This window comes from Gluconacetobacter diazotrophicus PA1 5 (assembly GCF_000021325.1).
In the GTDB taxonomy this organism is placed as follows: Bacteria; Pseudomonadota; Alphaproteobacteria; order Acetobacterales; family Acetobacteraceae; genus Gluconacetobacter; species Gluconacetobacter diazotrophicus.
This window is the reverse complement of record NC_011365.1, coordinates 2,360,584-2,381,382: the sequence shown is the minus strand read 5'-3', so window position 1 is coordinate 2,381,382 and position 20,799 is coordinate 2,360,584. Positions and strand designations below refer to the sequence as shown.

At 68.7% G+C, this 20,799-nt stretch carries 21 protein-coding genes and 1 tRNA gene; 19 read left to right on the top strand and 3 right to left on the bottom strand.

The window, feature by feature from the left end; genetic code table 11:
• Positions 1-36 precede the first annotated feature (36 nt).
• From thrS to GDIA_RS10825, 3 genes are all read right to left on the bottom strand, one after another.
• Positions 37-1,962 (bottom strand): threonine--tRNA ligase, encoded by a 1,926-nt coding sequence (gene thrS / locus GDIA_RS10835; protein ID WP_012224745.1) that lies wholly within the window; start codon positions 1,960-1,962, stop codon positions 37-39.
• 41 nt (positions 1,963-2,003) lie between these two features.
• A complete protein-coding gene (locus tag GDIA_RS10830; protein WP_012224744.1) occupies positions 2,004-2,906 on the bottom strand; it encodes a glycosyltransferase family 9 protein in 903 nt (300 codons plus the stop codon).
• Positions 2,907-3,229: 323 nt separating this feature from the next.
• Positions 3,230-4,081 (bottom strand): tetratricopeptide repeat protein, encoded by an 852-nt coding sequence (locus GDIA_RS10825; protein ID WP_012554159.1) that lies wholly within the window; start codon positions 4,079-4,081, stop codon positions 3,230-3,232.
• 150 nt (positions 4,082-4,231) lie between these two features.
• Between GDIA_RS10825 and GDIA_RS10820 the strand changes: the two genes are divergently transcribed.
• From GDIA_RS10820 to GDIA_RS10725, 19 genes are all read left to right on the top strand, one after another.
• Complete coding sequence (locus GDIA_RS10820) at positions 4,232-5,521, top strand: glycosyltransferase family 4 protein (RefSeq protein ID WP_231854238.1); 1,290 nt, start codon at positions 4,232-4,234, stop codon at positions 5,519-5,521.
• A complete protein-coding gene (locus tag GDIA_RS10815) occupies positions 5,511-5,765 on the top strand; it encodes a hypothetical protein (protein WP_012554158.1) in 255 nt (84 codons plus the stop codon). Before GDIA_RS10820 ends, GDIA_RS10815 begins: the two co-directional genes overlap by 11 nt.
• The gene (locus tag GDIA_RS10810; RefSeq protein WP_012554157.1) at positions 5,762-5,941 is read left to right on the top strand and encodes a hypothetical protein; all 180 of its coding nucleotides are present in this window, start codon (positions 5,762-5,764) and stop codon (positions 5,939-5,941) included. Before GDIA_RS10815 ends, GDIA_RS10810 begins: the two co-directional genes overlap by 4 nt.
• A gap of 83 nt (positions 5,942-6,024) precedes the next feature.
• On the top strand, positions 6,025-6,579 hold the full coding sequence (dcd, locus tag GDIA_RS10805) for a dCTP deaminase (protein WP_012554156.1): 555 nt from the start codon (positions 6,025-6,027) through the stop codon (positions 6,577-6,579).
• 10 nt (positions 6,580-6,589) lie between these two features.
• Positions 6,590-7,852, top strand: coding sequence for a UDP-N-acetylglucosamine 1-carboxyvinyltransferase (murA, locus tag GDIA_RS10800; protein ID WP_012224739.1), 1,263 nt, complete (start codon positions 6,590-6,592; stop codon positions 7,850-7,852).
• A gap of 105 nt (positions 7,853-7,957) precedes the next feature.
• On the top strand, positions 7,958-8,665 hold the full coding sequence (hisG, locus tag GDIA_RS10795; protein ID WP_012224738.1) for an ATP phosphoribosyltransferase: 708 nt from the start codon (positions 7,958-7,960) through the stop codon (positions 8,663-8,665).
• Positions 8,662-9,975, top strand: a complete 1,314-nt coding sequence (gene hisD, locus GDIA_RS10790; RefSeq protein ID WP_012224737.1) for a histidinol dehydrogenase — start codon at positions 8,662-8,664, stop codon at positions 9,973-9,975. Before hisG ends, hisD begins: the two co-directional genes overlap by 4 nt.
• Positions 9,976-10,115: 140 nt before the next feature.
• Positions 10,116-10,334 carry a translation initiation factor IF-1 gene (gene infA, locus GDIA_RS10785; protein ID WP_003622234.1) on the top strand — a complete coding sequence of 73 codons (219 nt, stop codon included), beginning with the start codon at positions 10,116-10,118 and terminating at the stop codon, positions 10,332-10,334.
• 13 nt (positions 10,335-10,347) lie between these two features.
• A complete protein-coding gene (locus GDIA_RS10780) occupies positions 10,348-10,986 on the top strand; it encodes a Maf family protein (RefSeq protein WP_012554155.1) in 639 nt (212 codons plus the stop codon).
• A complete protein-coding gene (locus GDIA_RS10775) occupies positions 10,983-12,089 on the top strand; it encodes a ribonuclease E/G (RefSeq protein WP_012554154.1) in 1,107 nt (368 codons plus the stop codon). Before GDIA_RS10780 ends, GDIA_RS10775 begins: the two co-directional genes overlap by 4 nt.
• Positions 12,086-12,334 (top strand): DNA gyrase inhibitor YacG, encoded by a 249-nt coding sequence (locus tag GDIA_RS10770; protein WP_012554153.1) that lies wholly within the window; start codon positions 12,086-12,088, stop codon positions 12,332-12,334. Before GDIA_RS10775 ends, GDIA_RS10770 begins: the two co-directional genes overlap by 4 nt.
• A gap of 59 nt (positions 12,335-12,393) precedes the next feature.
• Positions 12,394-12,469, top strand: a tRNA-Phe gene (locus GDIA_RS10765).
• Between the two features lie 1,014 nt (positions 12,470-13,483).
• Entirely contained in the window at positions 13,484-13,903 is a 420-nt protein-coding gene (locus GDIA_RS19205) for a hypothetical protein (protein WP_144879995.1), read from the top strand.
• 389 nt (positions 13,904-14,292) lie between these two features.
• Positions 14,293-16,638 (top strand): TonB-dependent receptor, encoded by a 2,346-nt coding sequence (locus GDIA_RS10750; protein WP_012554152.1) that lies wholly within the window; start codon positions 14,293-14,295, stop codon positions 16,636-16,638.
• A gap of 152 nt (positions 16,639-16,790) precedes the next feature.
• Complete coding sequence (locus GDIA_RS10745) at positions 16,791-17,006, top strand: hypothetical protein (RefSeq protein WP_012224725.1); 216 nt, start codon at positions 16,791-16,793, stop codon at positions 17,004-17,006.
• A gap of 343 nt (positions 17,007-17,349) precedes the next feature.
• Positions 17,350-17,760, top strand: a complete 411-nt coding sequence (locus GDIA_RS10740; RefSeq protein ID WP_244410075.1) for an Hsp20/alpha crystallin family protein — start codon at positions 17,350-17,352, stop codon at positions 17,758-17,760.
• A gap of 113 nt (positions 17,761-17,873) precedes the next feature.
• Positions 17,874-18,890, top strand: coding sequence for a dipeptidase (locus GDIA_RS10735; RefSeq protein WP_012224716.1), 1,017 nt, complete (start codon positions 17,874-17,876; stop codon positions 18,888-18,890).
• A gap of 76 nt (positions 18,891-18,966) precedes the next feature.
• The gene (gene ahcY / locus GDIA_RS10730) at positions 18,967-20,265 is read left to right on the top strand and encodes an adenosylhomocysteinase (protein WP_012554150.1); all 1,299 of its coding nucleotides are present in this window, start codon (positions 18,967-18,969) and stop codon (positions 20,263-20,265) included.
• Between the two features lie 80 nt (positions 20,266-20,345).
• The gene (locus GDIA_RS10725) at positions 20,346-20,792 is read left to right on the top strand and encodes a DUF3597 domain-containing protein (protein ID WP_012224712.1); all 447 of its coding nucleotides are present in this window, start codon (positions 20,346-20,348) and stop codon (positions 20,790-20,792) included.
• The last annotated feature ends 7 nt before the right edge of the window (positions 20,793-20,799 follow it).

Here is a 20,799-nt window from a genome sequence, read left to right as displayed (position 1 = left end):
ATCGTTGCCCGGCCCCGTCGAAATAAGGCGTGCGCCTTACCGGCGCAGGTCGGGCGGCAGGGCCTCGGCCGCCAGCGCGGTCGCGGCATCGGCCAGGCTCATGACCTCCTGCGCCGCGCCGCCCAGGCGGCGGATCGCGACGGTGCCGTCCTCGGCCTCCTTGCGGCCGACGACCAGGATCACCGGCACGCGGGCCAGGCTGTGCTCGCGCACCTTGGCGTTGATCTTCTCGTTCCGGATGTCGGTCTCGACCACCAGGCCCGCCTGCGTCAGCGTCTCGGCCACCTGTTCGGCATAGGGCGCGGCGTCGGTGACGATCGAGGCCACCACCACCTGCACCGGCGCCAGCCACAGCGGGAACCGGCCCGCATGCTGCTCGATCAGGATACCCAGGAAGCGCTCGAACGAGCCCAGGATCGCGCGATGCAGCATCACCGGGCGGTGGCGGGCGCTGTCCTCGCCGACGAAGGACGCGTCCAGCCGCTCGGGCAGCACGTAATCGACCTGCAGGGTGCCGCACTGCCAGTCGCGGCCGATGGCGTCGCGCAGCACGAATTCCAGTTTCGGCCCGTAGAACGCGCCCTCGCCGGGGTTGTACTCGTATTCGACGCCGGCCAGGCGGCAGGCCTCGATCAGCGCGCCCTCGGCCCGGTCCCAGGTCTCGTCGCTGCCGGCGCGCTGTTCCGGCCGGTCGGCGAATTTCACCCGGAAGCTTTCGAAGCCCAGGTCGGCATAGACTTCGGCCAGCATGCGCACGAAGCGCGCCGTCTCGGCCGCGATCTGCGACTCGGTGCAGAAGATGTGGGCGTCATCCTGGGTGAACGAACGCACGCGCATGATGCCGTGCAGCGCGCCCGAGGGCTCGTAGCGATGGCAGGCGCCGAATTCCGCCATGCGCAGCGGCAGTTCGCGATAGGACCGCAGGCCGTGGCGGAAGATCTGGACATGGCACGGGCAGTTCATCGGCTTCAGCGCGAGGGTCTTGTCCTCGTCCTCGACCGTCGCGATGAACATGTGCTCGCGATATTTGTCCCAGTGGCCCGAGGCCTCCCACAGCGCGCGGTCGACCAGTTGCGGGGTGCGGACTTCCTGGTAGCCGCCCCGGGTCTGGGCGCGGCGCATGTAATCCTGCAACGCGGTATAGAGGCGCCAGCCCTTGGGGTGCCAGAAGATCGAACCGACGGCCTCTTCCTGGATATGGAACAGGTCCATCTCGCGCCCGATGCGGCGATGGTCGCGGCGTTCCGCTTCCTCCAGCCGGTGCAGGTGGGCGTCCAGTTCCTTCTGGTCGCGCCACGCGGTGCCGTAGATGCGCGTCAGCATCGGGTTGCGGTGGTCGCCGCGCCAGTAGGCGCCGGCCACCTTCATCAGCTTGAAGGCGCTGCCCACGTCCGCCGTGCCGCGCAGATGCGGGCCACGGCACAGGTCCAGCCATTCGCCCTGGCGGTAGATCGAGATCGGCTCGCTTTCCGGCAGGTCGCGGATCAGTTCGGCCTTGAAGCGCTCGCCCCGGTTCTCGAAGAAGCGGATCGCCTCGTCGCGCGGCCAGACCTCACGCTCGAAGCGGGCGTTGGCGGCCACGATCTCGCGCATGCGGGCCTCGATCGCGGGGAAGTCCTCGGGCGTGAAGGGCTCGTTGCGATAGAAATCGTAATAGAAGCCGTTCTCGATCGACGGGCCGATGGTGACCTGGGTGCCGGGCCACAGGGACTGCACGGCCTCGGCCAGGACATGGGCGGTGTCGTGGCGGATCATCTCCAGCGCCGCGTCGTCCTTGCGGGTGATGAAGCGGACCGACGCGTCGTCGGCGATTTCGCGCGACAGGTCGACCAGCGCGCCGTCCACCTCCATCGCCAGCGCGGCGCGGGCCAGGCCCGGGCCGATGGACTCCGCCACCATAGTGCCCGTCACCGGACCGTCAAAGCGGCGAACGGATCCGTCAGGCAGGGTGATGGCAGGCATGATGTCGATGCTCCAGACAAAGGGAAGTCGCTGTAATGGCGTCAGCCGAGGCAGGCCGCAACCCTATCCACGCTCAGAGTGGCCAGATCGTCAACGCGCAGGACCCGCACCTGCCCCGGCGCGCGGCCCAGCGGCGCGGTCAGGGACGGGTCGCTGTCGCGCGAAAACAGCACCGTCGCGGGGCAGCCCATGGCGGCGGCCAGGTGCATCGGCCCGGTATCGTTGCCCACCGCCAGCGCCGCGCGCGCCGCCAGCCCGGCCAGGTCGGGCAGGCCGGTCCGGCCCGTCAGGTCGCGCGCGGCCGGGCAGGCGGCGCGAATGATGGCGGCCAGGCCGGATTCGGCCTGCGTGCCCACGATCACCGGCGTCAGGCCGCGCTGGTGCAGGCGGCAGGCCAGGGCCCCGAACCGTTCGGCCGGCCAGCGCTTGGCCGGCCGGTGCGGGGCAGCGCCCGGCACCAGCAGCGCATAGGGCGCGGGCAGGACCGGCCCGCCCCCCGCCAGCCAGGACAGGTCGGGGTCGGGCACCTGGGCGATGCCGGCACGGCGCAACTGGTCGCGCTGGCGGGCACGGGTATGCATGACATCGCGGTGGGGATTGTCGTGCGGCCAGCCCGCGCCCGCCGCGATCCCCGACCAGGCGGGACGGCCCGCCAGGCGAAAATAGCGCGACGACCGGCCGGATGTCTGCAGGTCGTAGACCATGTCGTACCCGACCAGCGTGCGGCGCAGCGCCGCCAGCCCGCGCAGGTTTCGCCAGGACGGGCGCGAATCCACCTCCACCCGGTCGAACCAGGGGGATGCGCGCATCAGGGCCGCGAACGGGGCGGTCGTCAGCAGGGTGACGGAGGCAGAACGATGATGGGCGCGGATGGCGGCGAAGGGGGCGAAGGCCTGGACCAGATCGCCCAGCGCACCCAGCTTGATCACGAGAATGCGCGTCATGCGTTCTCGTTAGGCCAGAATGTCCCGCGTGAAAAGAAGGCCGCCCCAACCATGAACCGGCGGGACGAACCGGCGTCGCCCCGAGGGGCCGGATTCTGGTTTGGCAGAATCAGGAGCGACGCCGGAAAAAGGGACAGCGGCAGCGCTACCCTTCTTCATGGAGGTTTCCGTCTCTTCTTGTTTCTTCTTGTTCTTCTATCTTCTTGGAGGTGGCACGCACCTCATGCCCTATCCGTAGCACAGTCTGGGGCGGAGTCGATGTTACACGATCACATATGACGCGAACGTGACAGTGCCACCCCTGCGTGCCTGTCCGAGCGGGATCAGGGGGCGTCCGGGTCGGCTTCCAGCACCGCCAGGTCCTGGCGGGCGAGGTCGGCCTGGCGGGAGTCCGGGGCGACCTCCATCACCTGTTCCCAATCCGCGCGGGCGCCGGGCATGTCGCCCAGCCGCTGCCGGACGATGCCGCGTTCCAGCAGGGCGGCGGCATCCTGCGGCGTGCGGCGCAGCGCCTGGTCGATATCGGCGCGGGCCAGGTCGATCCGCCCCAGCCGGCGATAGGCCGATGCCCGCACGACCAGGGCCTCGGCCTGCGCCGCCGGATCGGACGGCAGCGGCGTCAGGTCGGCGACCGCCTGGGCGGCGCGGTCACCGGCCACCGCCGCGCGTGCGTGCAGGATCAGCAGTCCCGCGTCCCTCGGGGCGAGGATCAGCCCGTATCCGGCGCTGTCGAGGACCCGGGGCGGGTCGCCATCCACCGCCCAGGCGCCCGCGGCGTCCCGCGCGATGGCGGCCCGGGTGGCGGGGTCGCCGGGGGCATGGGCCAGCCCGTCCAGCGCGACGGCCGCGCCGTGCGCGTCGCCCAGCGCCAGTTGCGCCAGCGCCCCGCAGCGCCCGGCGGCGATGCCGCCGCCGCCCCGCGCCGCCCAGGCGGCGGCATAATCCCGCGCACCGTCGGGGTCGTCGGGCAGATGCGACAGGCAGGTTGCCAGCGAGGGGCCGGACACCGCTTCCGGAAGGGGAACGGGCCGGGCCTGATCATGTCGCGGAGGCACGGCCCGCGCCTGCCCGCCGGCCGGGGCGGCCATCACCAGCCACGCCGGCAGCAGCCCCGCCCCCACCATGCGCAGGGCCGGCACCGCCCCCGGCAAGGCCGCGTGCGGTCGCCGGCGCACGTTTCGGCGCGCGTTTCCGGGCAGACACTGAAGCACCGAGACCGTCATGGGGTGATTTGGCGCAGGCCGGGAGGCGGCGGTCAAGCCCGCCCCCTTCGCGCAACGCGGGCGGAACGATGCACTGGCCGCCGGTTCATGCTAAGCGGGCGCATGGAGTCGCTTGCGCATCGCCCCGTCATTCTTCAGGTGCTGCCCGCCTTGGACGCGGGGGGGATCGAGCAGGGCACCATCGAAATGGCCGACGCCATCACCCGCGCCGGGGGCGTGGCGCTGGTGGCGTGCGCCGGCGGCCGGCTGCTGGCCCGCCTGCGCCATGCCGGCGGCGTGCATATGCCGATCGACCTGCGCACGAAGAACCCGCTGCGAATCCTGCTCAATGCACGGCGGCTGGCACGGCTGATCCGCGCGCAGGGGGTGCATCTGGTCCATGCGCGGTCGCGCGCCCCCGGCTGGTCGGCGGCGCTGGCCTGCCGGCGCACCGGGGTGCCGCTGGTGACGACATGGCACGGCGTGTACCGCGAGAGCGTTCCGGGCAAGCGGCGGTACAATGCCGTCATGGCATCGGGGCGGCGGGTCATCGCCATCAGCGCCTTCATCGCGCAGCGCCTGGCCCGCGATTACGGGGTGGGACCGGACCGGCTGCGGCTGATCCCGCGCGGGGTGGATACCGCGCGTTTCGACCCCGACATCGTGCGCGGCCCCCGCATCCAGGCCCTGGCCGAGCAATGGGGCCTGCCCGAGGACGCGGCGATCATCATGCTGCCCGGCCGGATCACCCCCTGGAAGGGCCAGGCCCTGCTGCTGGAGGCGCTGGCGCGGATGGAGGCCCAGGAGCAGGCCAGGGGCGGCAGCGGGCGCGACTGGGCCTGCGTCTTCGTCGGGCCGGCGCGGCGCCGCGACCGGTTCGCGCGCAGCCTGACGCAGATGGCGGAAACCCAGCCCGCCCTGCGCGGGCGGGTCTATTTCGCCGGCCTGTGCGCGGACATGCCCGCCGCCCTGGCGCTGGCGGACGTCGTGGTCATGCCGTCGCTGCGGCCCGAGCCCTTCGGCCGCGTGGTGATCGAGGCCCAGGCCATGGCCCGGCCGGTGATCGTGGCCGCCCACGGCGCGGCGATGGAAACCGTCGCGCACGGGCAGACCGGCCTGCTGGTGCCCCCCGGCGATGCCTCCGCCCTGGCCGGGGCGATCCGCGCGGTGCTGGACATGGCGCCCGAAGACGCCGCCGCCCTGGGCGCCGCCGCCCGGGCAAGCGTGCAGGCAAGCTACACCACGGCCGCGATGCAGCAGGCCACCCTGGCGGTGTATGATGAAATCCTGGGCTCCAGCCTGGCCGGATGGTTCGCCTGGCAGGCCGCCCAAGGCGATGCCACACCCGATGCCACGCCCGGGGATACGCCCCCCGACAGAACCGACCTCACAGGAACCGCCCATGTCCAGTAACCCGTCGCGGCGCGGCACGCGCGCCGCCCCGCGCCCCCCGGCCCGGCTGTCCACGTCCCTGGTGTCCTGGGCGCAGAGCCTGGCGGTGTTCTGCTTCGGCACCAGCATCCTGCTGGAAATCGGCCAGTCCCAGTGGCACTGGCCGCTGCTGTGGCACGGATGGCCCAGCCTGGTCCTGGACTGCACCGGCGCGCTGCTGATGGCGGGGTCGCTGGTGCTGCTGTGGGCGGCCCGGCGGCGATGACCGAAAAGAGCAAGGCCGAGAAGGCCGAGGCCGCCCGGCAGGAGCGCCTGGCGCGCGAGGCCGCCGCCCTGCGCGAGAACCTGCGCCGGCGCAAGCAGCAGTCGCGCGCCCGCGCCGACGCGCCCGCCGCGCCGCCCGTCCCGGACGCGGCGGCCGAGGACGGCGCAAAGAGCTGATTGCGGTCGGGCGCGGCCTTCGCTAGTGGTCGGGGCTGGCAGGGAGGAGGATGGTCACCCTCCACGCGACGGAAGGATCTTTGATGCCGATTATGCCCGATAGCTGGATCAGACAGCAGGCCCGCGAGGCCGGGATGATCGAACCGTTCGTCGAGCAGCAGACGCGCGAGGGCGTGATTTCCTACGGCCTGTCCTCGTACGGGTACGACGCGCGGGTGGCATCGGAATTCAAGATCTTCACCGACGTCGACAACGCCATCGTCGACCCCAAGAACTTCGCGTCCAACAGCTTCGTCACGCGTGAGGGGCCGGTCTGCATCATTCCACCCAACAGCTTCGCGCTGGCGCACACGGTGGAATATTTCCGCATCCCGCGCGACACGCTGGTCGTCTGCCTGGGCAAGTCCACCTATGCCCGCTGCGGCATCATCGTGAACGTCACCCCGCTGGAGCCCGAATGGGAAGGCCAGGTGACGATCGAGATCAGCAACACCACCCCCCTGCCGGCGCGCATCTACGCCAACGAGGGGATCTGCCAGTTCCTGTTCTTCCAGGGCGCGTCGCCGTGCGAGGTCAGCTATGCCGACCGGGCGGGCAAATATATGGGACAGCGCGGCGTCGCGACCCCACGGATGTAGGAGCCCGGCCATGGACCGTTTCATCATTCACGGCGGCCACCGGCTGCGCGGCGACATCGTCATCGGCGGCGCCAAGAACGCGGCGCTGAAGCTGCTGGTCGCGGGGCTGCTGACCTCCGAACGGCTGGTGCTGCGCAACGTGCCGCGCATCGCGGACATCACGACCATGCGCCGGCTGCTGGAACAGCACGGGGTCACGGTCGAGGACCTGGAGGGCGACGGCGGCACCCTGGCCGTCGGCGGCACCATCACGAACACCGAGGCCCCATACGACATCGTGTCGCAGATGCGCGCCTCGATCCTGGTGCTGGGCCCGCTGCTGGCGCGCTGCGGCGAGGCCCGGGTGTCCCTGCCCGGCGGCTGCGCCATCGGCACCCGCCCGGTGGACATGCACCTGAAGGGGCTGGAGGCGCTGGGCGCCGAGATCTCGCTGGAAAACGGGTATATCAACGCCCGCGCGCCGCGCGGGCTGGTGGGCGAACGCATCATCCTGCCGTTCGCCTCGGTCGGCGCCACGGAAAACCTGCTGATGGCGTCCTGCCTGGCACGCGGGCGGACCGAGATCATCAATGCGGCGCGCGAGCCGGAGATCGCGGACCTGGTCGCCTGCCTGAACGGCATGGGCGCGCGCATCACCGGCACGGGTACCGGCTCGCTGGCCATCGAAGGGGTCGAGGCGCTGCACGGCACGACCCACCGCGTGATGCCCGACCGGATCGAATGCGGCACCTATGCCTGCGCCGCCGGGATCACGGGCGGCGAGCTGCGGCTGATCGGCGGCCGGGCCGACCATCTGGGCGCGGTGGTCCGCGCGCTGGAGGAAGCCGGGGTCGAGGTGTTCCAGGAGGACGACGCCCTGCGCGTGCGCCGCACCGGGGCGCTGCGCGGCGTGGACATCATGACCGAGCCCTATCCCGGCTTTCCCACCGACATGCAGGCGCAGTTCATGGCCCTGCTGTCGGTCGCCGAGGGCGCGTCGATGGTCACCGAGACCATCTTCGAAAACCGGTTCATGCACGTGCCGGAACTGAACCGCATGGGCGCGCGCATCAACGTCCATGGTTCGTCCGCGATCATTCGCGGCGTGCATTCGCTGTCGGGCGCGCCGGTGATGGCGACCGACCTGCGGGCCTCGTTCTCGCTGATCCTGGCGGGGCTGGCAGCGCATGGCGAGACGATCCTGAGCCGCGTCTATCACTTGGACCGGGGCTACGAGGCCGTGGAACAGAAGCTGGCGCGCTGCGGCGCGCAGATCGAGCGCGTTCGGGAATGATGCGGCGCGCGCCCTTCCTGCGGCGGGGCGGAATGTGATAAGGCGCAGCCCACATGGCGCCTGGCCGGTATCGCATGGGGCGCGCGTTTTGTAGCTGGAGACCGCATGACCGCCCTAACCCGGGAGACAACCCAGGACACGAAGCTGATCCTCGCCCTGCCCAAGGGACGCATCCTGAAGGCCGCCGCCCCGCTGCTGGCCGGGGCCGGCCTGACGCCCGCCGCCGACTGCCTGGACGAGGGCAGCCGCCGCCTGCGCTTTCCCACCGACGATGCGATGCTGGACGTGGTGCGCGTGCGCTCGTTCGACGTCGCGACCTTCGTGGCCTTCGGCGGCGCGCAACTGGGCATCTGCGGCGCCGACGTGCTGATGGAATTCGACTATCCCGAGATCTACGCCCCGCTGGACCTGCGGATCGGCGCCTGCCGCGTGTCGGTCGCCCGGCCCAGGGGGCAGGAAGGAACCGACAATCCCGCGCGCTGGTCGCGGGTGCGGGTGGCCACCAAATATCCGGCCATCACCCGCCGCCATTTCGCCGCGCGCGGCATCAATGCCGACATCGTGCACCTGCACGGCGCGATGGAGCTGGCCCCGGTGCTGGACCTGTCGCACCTGATCGTGGACCTGGTCGATACCGGGTCCACCCTGCGCGCCAACGGGCTGGAGGAGACCGAGACGATCGCGACCGTCACCAGCCGGCTGATCGTCAACCGCACGGCGCTGAAGACCCAGCCGGAGCGGATCGGCGCGCTGATCGCGCGCTTCCGCCACGCCCTGGCCGCGTCCACGGTGGCGGAGACCGTCAGCGCATGAAACGGCTGGATACCGCGCAACCCGATTTCCGTGCCGCCTTCGCCCGCCTGCTGGACGACCGCGAGGGCGACACCGCCCGCGTCGATGCCCCGGTCGCCGAGATCCTGGCCGCCGTGCGTGCGCGGGGCGACGAGGCGCTGTGCGCCTATACCGCCCGGTTCGACCGCATGCCGGTCACGCCGGACCGCCTGCGCATCACCGAGGCCGAGATCGAGGCCGCCTGCGCCCGGGTCCCGCCCGACCTGCTGGCGGCCCTGGATGTCGCGGCCACCCGGATCGAGGCCTTCCACCGCGCCCAGATGCCGGCCGACCTGCGCTATACCGACGCGGACGGGGTGGATCTGGGCATGCGCTGGACGGCGCTGGACGCGGTCGGGCTGTACGTGCCCGGCGGCACGGCGGCCTATCCGTCCTCGGTCCTGATGAACGCCATGCCCGCGCGGGTGGCGGGGGCGGCGCGGCTGGCGATGTGCGTGCCGACCCCGGACGGCGTGCTGAATCCGCTGGTGCTGGCCGCCGCCCGACGCGCCGGCGTGACCGAGATCTATCGCGTCGGCGGGGCGCAGGCCGTGGCGGCCATGGCCTACGGCACCGCGACCATCCGCCCGGTGGACCGCGTGGTCGGACCCGGCAACGCCTATGTGGCCGAGGCCAAGCGTCAGGTGTTCGGCCGGGTGGGCATCGACAGCATCGCCGGCCCGTCCGAGGTCGTGGTGGTGGCCGACAGCGGCACCGATCCGCGCATCGTCGCGCTGGACCTGCTGGCGCAGGCCGAGCATGACGCCCTGGCGCAGTCGATCCTGATCACCCAGGACGCCACCCTGGCCGACCGGGTGGCGGAGGCGGTCGAGGCCGAACTGCGCACCCTGCCCCGCGCCGCCATCGCGGGGGCGAGCTGGGGCGCCCACGGCGCCATCATCACCGTGCGCGACCTGGACGAGGCCGCGTCGCTGATCGACGCGATCGCGCCCGAACATCTGGAACTGCTGCTGGCCGATCCGGAACCGCTGTTCGCCCGGGTCCGCCATGCCGGGGCGATCTTCCTGGGCCGGCAATGCGCCGAGGCGATCGGCGATTATGTCGGCGGTCCGAACCATGTCCTGCCCACCAGCCGGACCGCGCGCTTCGCCTCGGGCCTGTCGGTGTTCGACTTCCTGAAGCGCACGACCTTCATCGGCGCGGGGCCGGACGCGCTGCGCCGGATCGGGCCGGCGGCGGTGGCCCTGGCGCGGGCCGAGGGGCTGGACGCACACGCGCTGAGCGTGTCGGCGCGGCTGGACGCCGTGGCGCGCGAGTCCGACAAAGCTTGACCGCAGTGCCTACAATCCGCACATATCCGCCTGCATTCCACTTCATGGGCCGCTGGATCGCGCCACCTGGCCGATCCAGCGGTTCCGCCTGCACCGTTCTGCCGGCCCGGCGCCGGTCAACAAGATGATCGAAGGACACGATGTCTAAAGAAGACATGATCGAATTCAGCGGCACGGTGACCGAGCTGCTGCCCAACGCCATGTTCCGCGTGAAACTGGACAACGAGCACATGATTCTGGCCCACACCAGCGGCAAGATGCGCAAGAACCGCATCCGCGTCCTGGCCGGCGACCGGGTGAATGTCGAAATGACCCCGTACGATCTCAGCAAGGGTCGCATCACCTTCCGCTTCAAGTAAGGCGGACCGCTCCATGTCCGACAGCGCCCCGCCCCAGGTGGGGGATCCGGGGGTGGGGGAGCCCCGGCTCGTCCTGGCCTCCGCCTCGCCCCGCCGGCGCGACCTGCTGGCGCAGATCGGACTGGTGCCGGGGCGAATCATCGCAGCCGATCTCGACGAACGGCCGCACGCCGGCGAACTGCCCCGCCCTTATGCCCAGCGCCTGGCGCGGGAAAAAGCCGCCCATGTCGCGGCCACGCTGGACGAACCCGCCCTGGTGCTGGGCGCGGACACGGTGGTGGCACTGGGCCGGCGCATCCTGCCCAAGGCCGAGGATCGCGCAACCGCGCGGCAGTGCCTGTCCCTGCTGTCCGGCCGGCGCCACACGGTGCTGACCGCCGTGGCCCTGCACCCGACGGCATCGTGGACCGCGGGGCGCCCGGCCGAGCGCGTGGTCGTCAGCACCGTCGCCTTCTCCCGCCTGACCGACCGGCAGATCGACGCCCTGCTGGATGCGGGCGACTGGGACGGCAAGGCCGGGGGCTATGCCGTCCAGGGCCACGCCGCCGCCTTCATCCGCTTCCTGTCCGGCAGCCCCTCCGCCGTGATCGGCCTGCCGCTGTTCGAGGTCGCGCAGATGCTGCGCGGCCAGAAAGGGGACTGGATCCGGTGACGACGCGGATCCTGGCCGCCAGCGCGCCGGGCGAGATCCGCATCGCCGTCACCGACGACACCGGATTGCGCGACTACGCCCTGTGGCGCCCGGGCCGCCCCGACGGCGTGGGCGACCTGCATCGCGGCCGCGCCGGCGCGCGCATGCCCGCCCTGGGCGGCACCTTCATCGACCTGGCCGACGGCACCGCCGGCTTCCTGCCGGACTCGGCCGGCACGGCCCCGACCGAAGGCGATGCCGTGCTGGTCCGCGTGGTCCGTGCCCCGCAGGGTGGCAAGGGCGCGCGCCTGAAGGCCGAAGGCGGGAGCGACGCGGCCGGGCCGCCCGCGCTGCTGGCGCGTGGCCCCACCCCGCTGGACGCGCTGGCCCAGGCATGGCCGGATGCGCCGATCGTGATCGACGACGCCGCCATCGCCGCACGCCTGCCGCCCGGCCTGCGGCCCCGGATGCAACGTGTCCCCCGCGCCTTCGACGAGGAAACCGAGGCCGCGTGCGCGGCACTGGCCGACCCGGTGGTGGCGCTGCCGGGCGGCATGCGCGCCAGCATCACCCCCACCCCGGCGCTGGTCGCGATCGACATGGACGGCGGAGGCGCCAGCACCGACCGGCGCGCCAAGCAGACGGCGCAATTCGCCGCCAACCGCGACGCGCTGCCGGCGTTGCTGCACCAGATCCGCCTGCGCAACCTGTCCGGCGCCATCGTGCTGGACGTGGCGGGACTGGCGATCCGCAAGCGCCAGGCCCTGCGCGAGACGATCGAGGCCGCCTTGGCCCAGGACCCGCTGCGGCCGCGCTTCCTGGGCTTCACCGCCCTGGGGCTGGCCGAAATCCTGCGGACCCGCATCCGCCCGCCGCTGCACGAGATGCTGTCCGGCGCGCCGGGCCGGGCGCTGCAGATGCTGGATGACTGGGTCCGCCGGTCGGCGGGCCAGCCGGGACGGCCGCCGGGCCTGCGCGTGGGCACCGACCTGGCCCGCGCCCTGGCCGAGGATCCGGACGCGATCGCCGACGCCCTGCGCCTGTCGGGCCACCAGCCGGCCTGGCGGCTGGACCCCGCCCTGCCGCCCCAGGGCTGGACATACGACCGGGACACACGACCATGACCGACCCCACCCCGACGAATACCGACCTTGCCCCCCTGCCCCCTTGCCCGATCTGCGGCCGGCCGGGGCAGACGGCCTTCCGTCCCTTCTGCTCGAAGCGCTGCGGGGACATCGATTTGGGCCGCTGGTTCTCGGAAACCTATCGCGTGCCCGACCCGGACCAGGGATGGGACCACGGCGAGGACGGACAAATCTTCGACGAAAACGACCCGAGACGGGTTGATCCCGGCGATGAGGTGGGATAGATCACACCCCCACGGCGGCACGGTCCAACCGCACCGCCCGCGCCGGATGACGGCCCGGTGCCCAAGTAGCTCAGTTGGTAGAGCATGCGACTGAAAATCGCAGTGTCGGTGGTTCGATTCCGCCCTTGGGCACCATTCAAGCGACAAATCACAATAAATCGCCAGATATTCCCCGCGCTCAGGCACCGGTAGGCTGACGTTCGCCGATCTCCGGCTCCCTGGCGATCCCGGCGGCGCTGATCCGTCATTCGCCCGCTTGCGGACGTCGTCCGCCTGCGACCGCGCGGTCGGTCGAGGCTGCCCCATGATTGTTTTTCCTTGCCGGTACGCTTCTTGCGACTCTTACGACAGGTCTCGCGACGGGAAGACTGGAACAGATGGCATGACGATGCCGCGGACAGGCATCCTGTCGGCAGCATGGAAGATGCCGCACAGTAATGTTACGGTCCAAAGCTTTTGCCGCCTTCACATCACCACGCAAACCGTCAATGAATGTAAATTCGTGACACGTTACATTGATTGATCGACTCCACTTTACCATTCGGTAAAGACAGGGAGGGAGCACAGAATGCAACCGTGTGAGCAAAATGGCGTCCGGCGGACCGCCACACGCCGCAGCTTCAGGGTGGGCCTGCAAAGAATCGCGGCGGCAGGGGCTTTCGCCGCCGTATCCTTATCCTGTGCCCACGCAGCCGACCTTCCCGGACCCGCTGGCAATCCGGCACACGAGACCATTGTCGTTAACGGCATGTCCCGGGACGAGGTCCGGCAGGAAGTCGATAAAATGGTCTATGCGCCGTGGTATCGGCAGGTCGTGCGACGGGACAGTTCATTCTGCCCACTGGTCTCGGGTCTTCCCGAGCGCTTTCGCAGCTTCGTCGTCGATCGTCTGAACAAAGCCGCCGAATCGGTTATCCCAGGCATCTCGAAACATTGCGACACCGCGAACGTCATTGTCCTGTTTGCAGACAACGGGACGGACGCATTCAATGCGATTATCGCGCGCGCCCCGATGCTCGGCAGCGAACAACCTCCCAGGGGCATCGGGAGACATATTTCGATCCCACCCGAGATCGCGGCCGCGGACCTTCGGAAAATCTCCCCGTGCGCTGGTATCGAAGCAATCTCAGGGTCCCGGCACCTGGTGCAATGGACGCATTCGTCCCCGGTATTGGCGAGCATAACGAACAAGGAGTTCCTGAATTCGAATCCTATTCGGGAGGGGACTGGATAAAAAAGACAACCCAATCCGAAACAGGTTCAACGATCGTTATCGTGGATTTACCACTTGCTTCGGGATCGACCTGGGGACAACTGGCAGATTATATCTCTTTCGTCGTTCTTTCCGGACCGAGACTCGGAGAGATTTTCGACCAGAACTCCATCATGAGCCTGTTCAACGACAGCCATTTCCAGAAGACGGCGCCCTCCCGCCTCACGTCGTTCGACAGGGCGTTGCTTCACGCCCTCTATGCCGCCGATCCGGCCCAGGGCGCCAACGCCGAACAGGGCGAAATCGCCTATATGGTCGTGGACGACCTGTCCCTCCATCGTCCGACCGTGCGATAGCCGACAGGGGACCGGCGACGATCCTTATCGTGGATATCTTCTGAATCGCCGCTGCCGGGCAACGGCGGCCAGTCGGCGCATCCCGCCACGCACCGCGTCATTACTGCTATGGAACATAGGGGCCGGTCCCACGCATGGCCAGGTCATGGCCGCGGGGCGAAGCAGTATTTCCCACGTGTGCTCATCGCAGCAACAGCCTGATGATTCTTTTTTCCTTGAGGTGGCTGCGGGCCATCCATAAGTTTCGAAAATGAACTGATTTTCGGCGCATGGGGCCAATTTCGTTACGAAAGACGGGTGTCAGGCACGCCCGTCTTGGAGTATTGCGAGCCACGATTTCCGCACGACCTGACACGTGCGGAACAGGACGAACTGAGAAGGATCGAGGAATGACGCATCACCCCCGGAAGCCCGGACTGCGAAGCCGGCTTCTGGCCATGTCCTGTCTGGCCGGCGTCGTCTGCAGCGTTGCCCTGTCGGGTGCCGAAACCCGAGCCGCGACGACCACGACGACGCCGCCCAAGCGTCATGCCACGTCCAGCACCGCCGCCACGTCCGCGGCCCATGCCCCCGCCGCCCCGGCGGCCCATGCCGCGACCGCAGCCCACCCCGTGACCCCGCGCGCCGCCGCGCCGCGCACCACGGTGGCGCGGGCTGCCTCGCCCGAGGACATCTCGGTCGTCTCGTCACGCCAGGCGCTGAACGGCGGCGGCGGCATGATGCGGCTGGAAACGGCGCCGCATACCGTCCAGACCGTGGCCAAGGAATATATCGACATGCGCGCGCCAACCAGCACGGCGCTCGACCTGATCAAGAACCTGCCGAGCCTGAGCGTGTCCACGCCCGATACCGGCGGCATGCAGGGCGGCATGATCGAGGTGCGCGGCCTGACCGACCTGGACATGGGCCTGATGGTGGACGGCGCCCCCGCGGCGGCGGCCAAATACATGGCCGAGGACATCGATTCCGAGAACCTGGAAGAGGTCAACGTCACCCCCGGCAGCTCGGGCATCGACCTGCCGGTCATGTCGGCCGCCGGCGGCGTGATGAACGAACAGTCGCACATCGCATCGCACAAGGCCGGCGGGCTGATGGATTTCTCGTACGGGACCAACAACCTGTCGCGCGAATTCCTGCGTCTGGAATCGGGCGATATCGGCAACAGCGGCGTGCGCGCCTATGTCTCGTTCTCCAACACGCATGACAGGGCCTGGATGGGCGCGGGCATCAACGAACGCCGCCACCTGGATTTCGGCGTGCAGAAGGACTGGGAAAACGGCTCGACCGCCAAGGTCTTCGTGTCGTGGAACAACGAAAACTTCACCATCGACAATTACCCGACCGCGCAGGAATTCTACACCTTCAAGCACACCGGGCAGGGCTGGGGCCGTTCGGCCAATCCTTCGGACGACAATTACTGGAAGAACAACAAGGATCACTGGAACCAGGTCTTCCTGACCGCGCCGCTGCATATCGTTCTGCCGGCACGCTTCAGCTTCGACCTGCAGCCCTATTTCAGCTTCGGGCAGGGCTGGGACGCGTCTCCGGGCGGCGTCGTCGACGGTGTCAACCAGACGAGCTTCTTCCTGCAGAACGCCACCCGCCAGGTGGGCGCGGTGACGAAGCTGGGCTACCAGATCGACCCGCATAACGCGTTCTCGCTGGGTTACTGGTACGAAAACAACTACACCGACCAGTCCTATCCCAGCGGGGCGACGAATGCCGACGGCACCCCGCCGAGCCCGTGGTACCTGTACAAGACCACCTCGCCCTACGGCCAGAACGCCGGCTACGAGCTGCACTCGCTGTTCCTGCAGGACACCGCGAAATACCTGCACGACAAGCTGGTCATCCATGCCGGCTTCAAGTTCGTGATGGCCAATACCTGGACCGCGGACCCGTACAACCGGTACAGCACCAACACGACCGAGCCGCTGCCGCAACTGTCCATCGGCTATACGTTCAACGAGCATCACCAGATCTACGTCAACGCGGAAGGCGACTATCGCCAGCCCAGCGCCGTCGACATGGGCTGGCTGCCCACCGCCCCCAACGCTTTCCCGAAAAACCAGTATTCCATCAAGGAAGAGCTGGGATACCGCTATCACGACAAATACGTCATCGTTGACCTGGCGCTGTTCAACTACAACGTCACCAACCGTATCGTGAACCAGTATATCGGCTATAACAGCTTCAAGCCGATTTCGATCGGCAACCAGACCATGCGCGGCTTCGACCTGATGGTGTCCGGCCGGTCCATCCACGGCTTCAGCCCCTATGCGTCGATCGAATACCTCAACGCCCGGCAGGACAGCAATGTCATGGACCTCAACGAGGCCGTGCCGACATTGATCCATTCGAAGGGCACGCAGGCGGTCATGGCGCCGCACGTCATGGCCAATTTCGGATTGACCTATACCTACAAGGGATTCTTCGCCAACGGCAGCGTGCATTATACCGGCGCGCAGTCGGTCAGCGTCGCCGGGGACCAGCGCATGCCGGGCTACGTCACCAACACGCTGTCGCTCGGCTATCACTTCAAGCCGTTCATGTTCGCCAAGTCTCCGACATTCCGTCTGAACTTCACGAACCTGACCGGCTCCATCGTCCGCACCGGCCCGATGGGCGTGGTCTATCGCGCCACGGATCAGAACGCCAACACGACCGGCACTGGAAATTCCTTCATGGTCGAACCGCGTTTCACGATGACAGGCACCGTCTCGACCGCTTTCTGACGGCCAGCCGGGGGCAGCGATGCCGCCCCCTTCATGCTCCGGCGGGCGCCATGCGGCGCCCGCTTTTTTTTGCCCGCGACCCGTCGCGATATTGAACCCCGCCGCCCTGCCGCCAATCTCTGGCAGACCGCCATCAGAGAGGGAGGCAGGCCATGCAGAACCATCGCAAACTGGTCCCGGCCGAGGCGGTCGAACTCGTCGCGCGCCACGGACCCGACGCCGTGCTGATCGCCCGGATGTACCTGGTCCAGGCCCGGGAAGCCAATGACGAGCTCCGGACCATCCATTGGCAGACCCTTGTCGAAGCCGCCGAGGCCCTGCTGGCCGAGCGCAACAGCGACCCGGGCCGCCGGTCCCTGGCCGGATGAGGGAACGGAAGGGAAGGCGACTTCGGAAATCAATTGTTTATCCGTCAGGAGATTTCAGGAATACCTCTTGATATCGACCCCTGTCGTCCCAGCTTCCAGGGGCCGGGTCGCAGCCACGGTCAGCGTGGCGTCTCCGGCCATGCCAGAGCAGATCGTGATGAGGTAAGATCACCTGATCACGTGAAGATGCTCTGAAAACAAAAGCCTGGAATGCGTGATCGGGTTTACCCGATCACGCATTCCAGAGGGGAACGAACCAATGGCTATGCGCTCTCTGATGCCCTGGGGACGGGATGACAGTCGGCCACCCATGCCGGCGCAGGACCGGCAAGGCGGTCCGTTCATGAGTCTCCAGCGGGAAATAGACCGGCTGTTCGACGATTTCATGCAGGCATGGGATCCGCGCAGCCCCACCGGCAGCACCTGGCCCAGTGTCGAGGTCGCCGATACCGATACCGCGATGACCGTCACCGCCGAACTGCCGGGCCTGACCGAAAAGGATGTCACGCTCAGCGTCGATAACGGGGTGCTGTGCATCTGCGGCGAACGCCGCCAGGAAAGCACGGATGCGTCCAGCGGGTACAGCGAGCGACGCTATGGCCGCTTCGAACGCCGCTTCTCCCTGCCGCACGGCGTCAAGGAGGACGAAGCCACCGCCCGGTTCCAGAACGGCGTGCTGACCGTCACCATGCCGAAGGGGGCGGAAGCCCCGCAGGGGCGGCGCACCCCGATCAACACCGAAACCCAGCATTGACGACCTAACCGCCCGCCGCGATGCGCCCCCGCCCGGGGGCGTGTCGCTTCGGGGGGCGCATCGCATGCGGACAAACTCTTACGGGATGGCGTAATCCGGGCTACATTTCCGCCATGACCGAATCCCAGGCCCTGCACCGATCCATCCTGACGGTCGATACGCATATCGACATTCCCTGGCCCGACCGGGGCGACATCGCGCAGGAGACATCCTACCGCCATGTCGACCTGCCGAAGCTGCGGCGGGGCGGCATCGCCGCCGCCTGCCTGGTCGCCTATGTCGGGCAGGGCCCGACCGATGCGGACACCCATGCCGCCATCGGGCAGCAGGCGCTGGACATGCTGGATGCGATCGGCCGCAGTGGCGCGACCGGCGAGGCGCGGATCTGCCCCCTGGCGGACGAGATCGAGGCCGCCTTCCGCGACGGCGTCACCGCGATCGTCCCGGCGGTGGAAAACGGCTACGCGATGGGCGAGGACCTGTCGCTTCTGGCCCGATTCCGCGCAAAGGGCGCGCGCTACATGACCCTGACCCATAACGGGCATAACGCATTGGCCGATTCCGCCCGTCCCTCGGCCGCGCTGGGCGACGTCGAGAGCCGCCATGGCGGGCTGTCCGGCCTGGGGCGCGAGGCGATCGCGGAGATGAACCGGCTGGGCCTGATGGTCGATATCTCGCACACCGCGCGCAGCACCATGATGCAGGCCGTGCGCCTGTCGCGCAGCCCGGTCCTGGCCACCCATTCCTGCGTCCGCGCGCTGTGCGACCATCCGCGCAACCTGGACGACGAACAGCTCGACGCATTGCGCGACTGCGGCGGCGTGGTCCATATCACGGCGGTCGACGCCTTCCTGCGCCCGCGCGAGGCCCGGCGGAAGCGGCCGGTGAACGTGGCGGACTATGTCGATCACATCGACTATGTCGTGGACCGGATCGGGGTCGGGCATGTCGGCATTTCGTCGGATTTCGACGGCGGCGGCACCATCGAGGGCTGGCGCAACGCGGCGCAGTCCCCCGCCCTGACGGCGGAACTGCTGCGCCGGGGCTACGACGCGGCCCAGATCGCCGCGATCTGGGGCGGCAATTTCCTGCGCGTGCTGCGGGCGGCCGAGGACGTCGCCGCATCCTGACGGGACGCCGGCTCTAGCCCCCGGGAACGTGACCGCCTATACCTGCCGGGATTTTTCTCTACGGACAGGACGGAACATGACCGCCAGCACGGATTACAAGGTACGGGACATCTCGCTCGCCGAATGGGGCCGCAAGGAGATTTCGATCGCCGAGGGTGAAATGCCCGGCCTGATGGCACTGCGCGAGGAATTCGGTGCCAGCCAGCCGCTGAAGGGCGCGCGCATCGCCGGCTGCCTGCACATGACGATCCAGACCGCCGTGCTGATCGAGACCCTGACCGCGCTGGGCGCCACCGTGCGCTGGTCGTCGTGCAACATCTTTTCGACCCAGGACCACGCCGCCGCCGCCATCGCCGCGACGGGCGTGCCGGTCTTCGCCTGGAAGGGCCTGTCCGAGGACGAATTCTGGTGGTGCATCGAGGCGACGGTGAAGGGTCCGGACGGCTGGACGCCGAACATGATCCTGGACGATGGCGGCGACCTGACCGTGCTGATGCACGACAAGTACCCCGACATGCTGAAGGACGTGCGCGGCCTGTCCGAGGAGACGACCACCGGCGTGCATCGCCTGTGGGAAATGGCGAAGAAGGGCACGCTGGCCGTGCCCGCGATCAACGTCAACGACAGCGTCACCAAGTCGAAATTCGACAATCTGTACGGCTGCCGCGAGAGCCTGGTGGACGCGATCCGTCGCGGCACCGACGTGATGATGGCCGGCAAGATCGCCGTCGTCGCCGGCTATGGCGACGTGGGCAAGGGATCGGCCGCGTCGCTGCGCAATGCCGGCTGCCGCGTTCTGGTAACCGAGGCCGACCCGATCTGCGCCCTGCAGGCGGCGATGGAAGGCTACGAGGTCGTGACGATGGAAGGCGCCGCCCCGCGCGGTGACATCTTCGTCACCTGCACCGGCAATGTCGACATCATCACCATCGACCACATGCGCGAGATGAAGCACCGCGCCATCGTCTGCAATATCGGGCATTTCGATTCCGAGATCCAGATCGACGCGCTGCGCAACTTCCCCTGGGACAACATCAAGCCGCAGGTGGACGAGGTCGTCTTCCCCGACGGCAAGCGCCTGATCGTCCTGTCCGAGGGCCGTCTGGTCAATCTGGGCAACGCGACGGGTCACCCGTCCTTCGTGATGTCGGCGTCCTTCACCAACCAGACGCTGGCGCAGATCGAACTGTGGACCGCGCCGGCCGGCAAGTACGAGCGCAAGGTCTACACCCTGCCCAAGCACCTGGACGAAAAGGTCGCGGCCCTGCACCTGGCGAAGGTCGGCGCCGAATTGACGCGGATGACGGCGAAACAGGCCGACTATATCGGCGTTCCGGTCAACGGGCCGTTCAAGAACGACCTGTACCGGTACTGACGGTCCGGCGCACCGGATGCGCCGCATTGCATGCGGTCGCATCCGGTCCCCGGGACCAACGACCAGGGGAGTTTCAGACCATGAGCATCTTCGGAACCATTCTTTCCACGATCTTCGGCCATGCCGGCGTCACGCCCGCGGGCGCGTCCACGGCCAATCCGCAGGTCACGCTGACGCCGTCGGGCACGGCCGCCCCCCAGGCCACGCCGCCGGGCGCATCCCCGACCACGGCCCCAGCCCCAGCTCCGGCTGCAGCCACCGCTCCGGCGCAGCCGGTCGACGTCGCCGCCATCCTGTCCGCCCTGGCGGCCAAGGCGCCGCAACCGCTGAACTGGCGGCAGTCGATCGTCGACCTGATGAAGCTGCTGGGCCTGGACAGTTCGCTGGCCGCGCGCAAGCAACTGGCGGAAGAACTGCATTATACCGGCGACATGAACGATTCCGCCGGAATGAATACCTGGCTGCACAGGCAGGTCATGCAGAAGCTGGCGGACAATGGCGGCAAGGTTCCCGACGACCTGAAATGACCCGCTT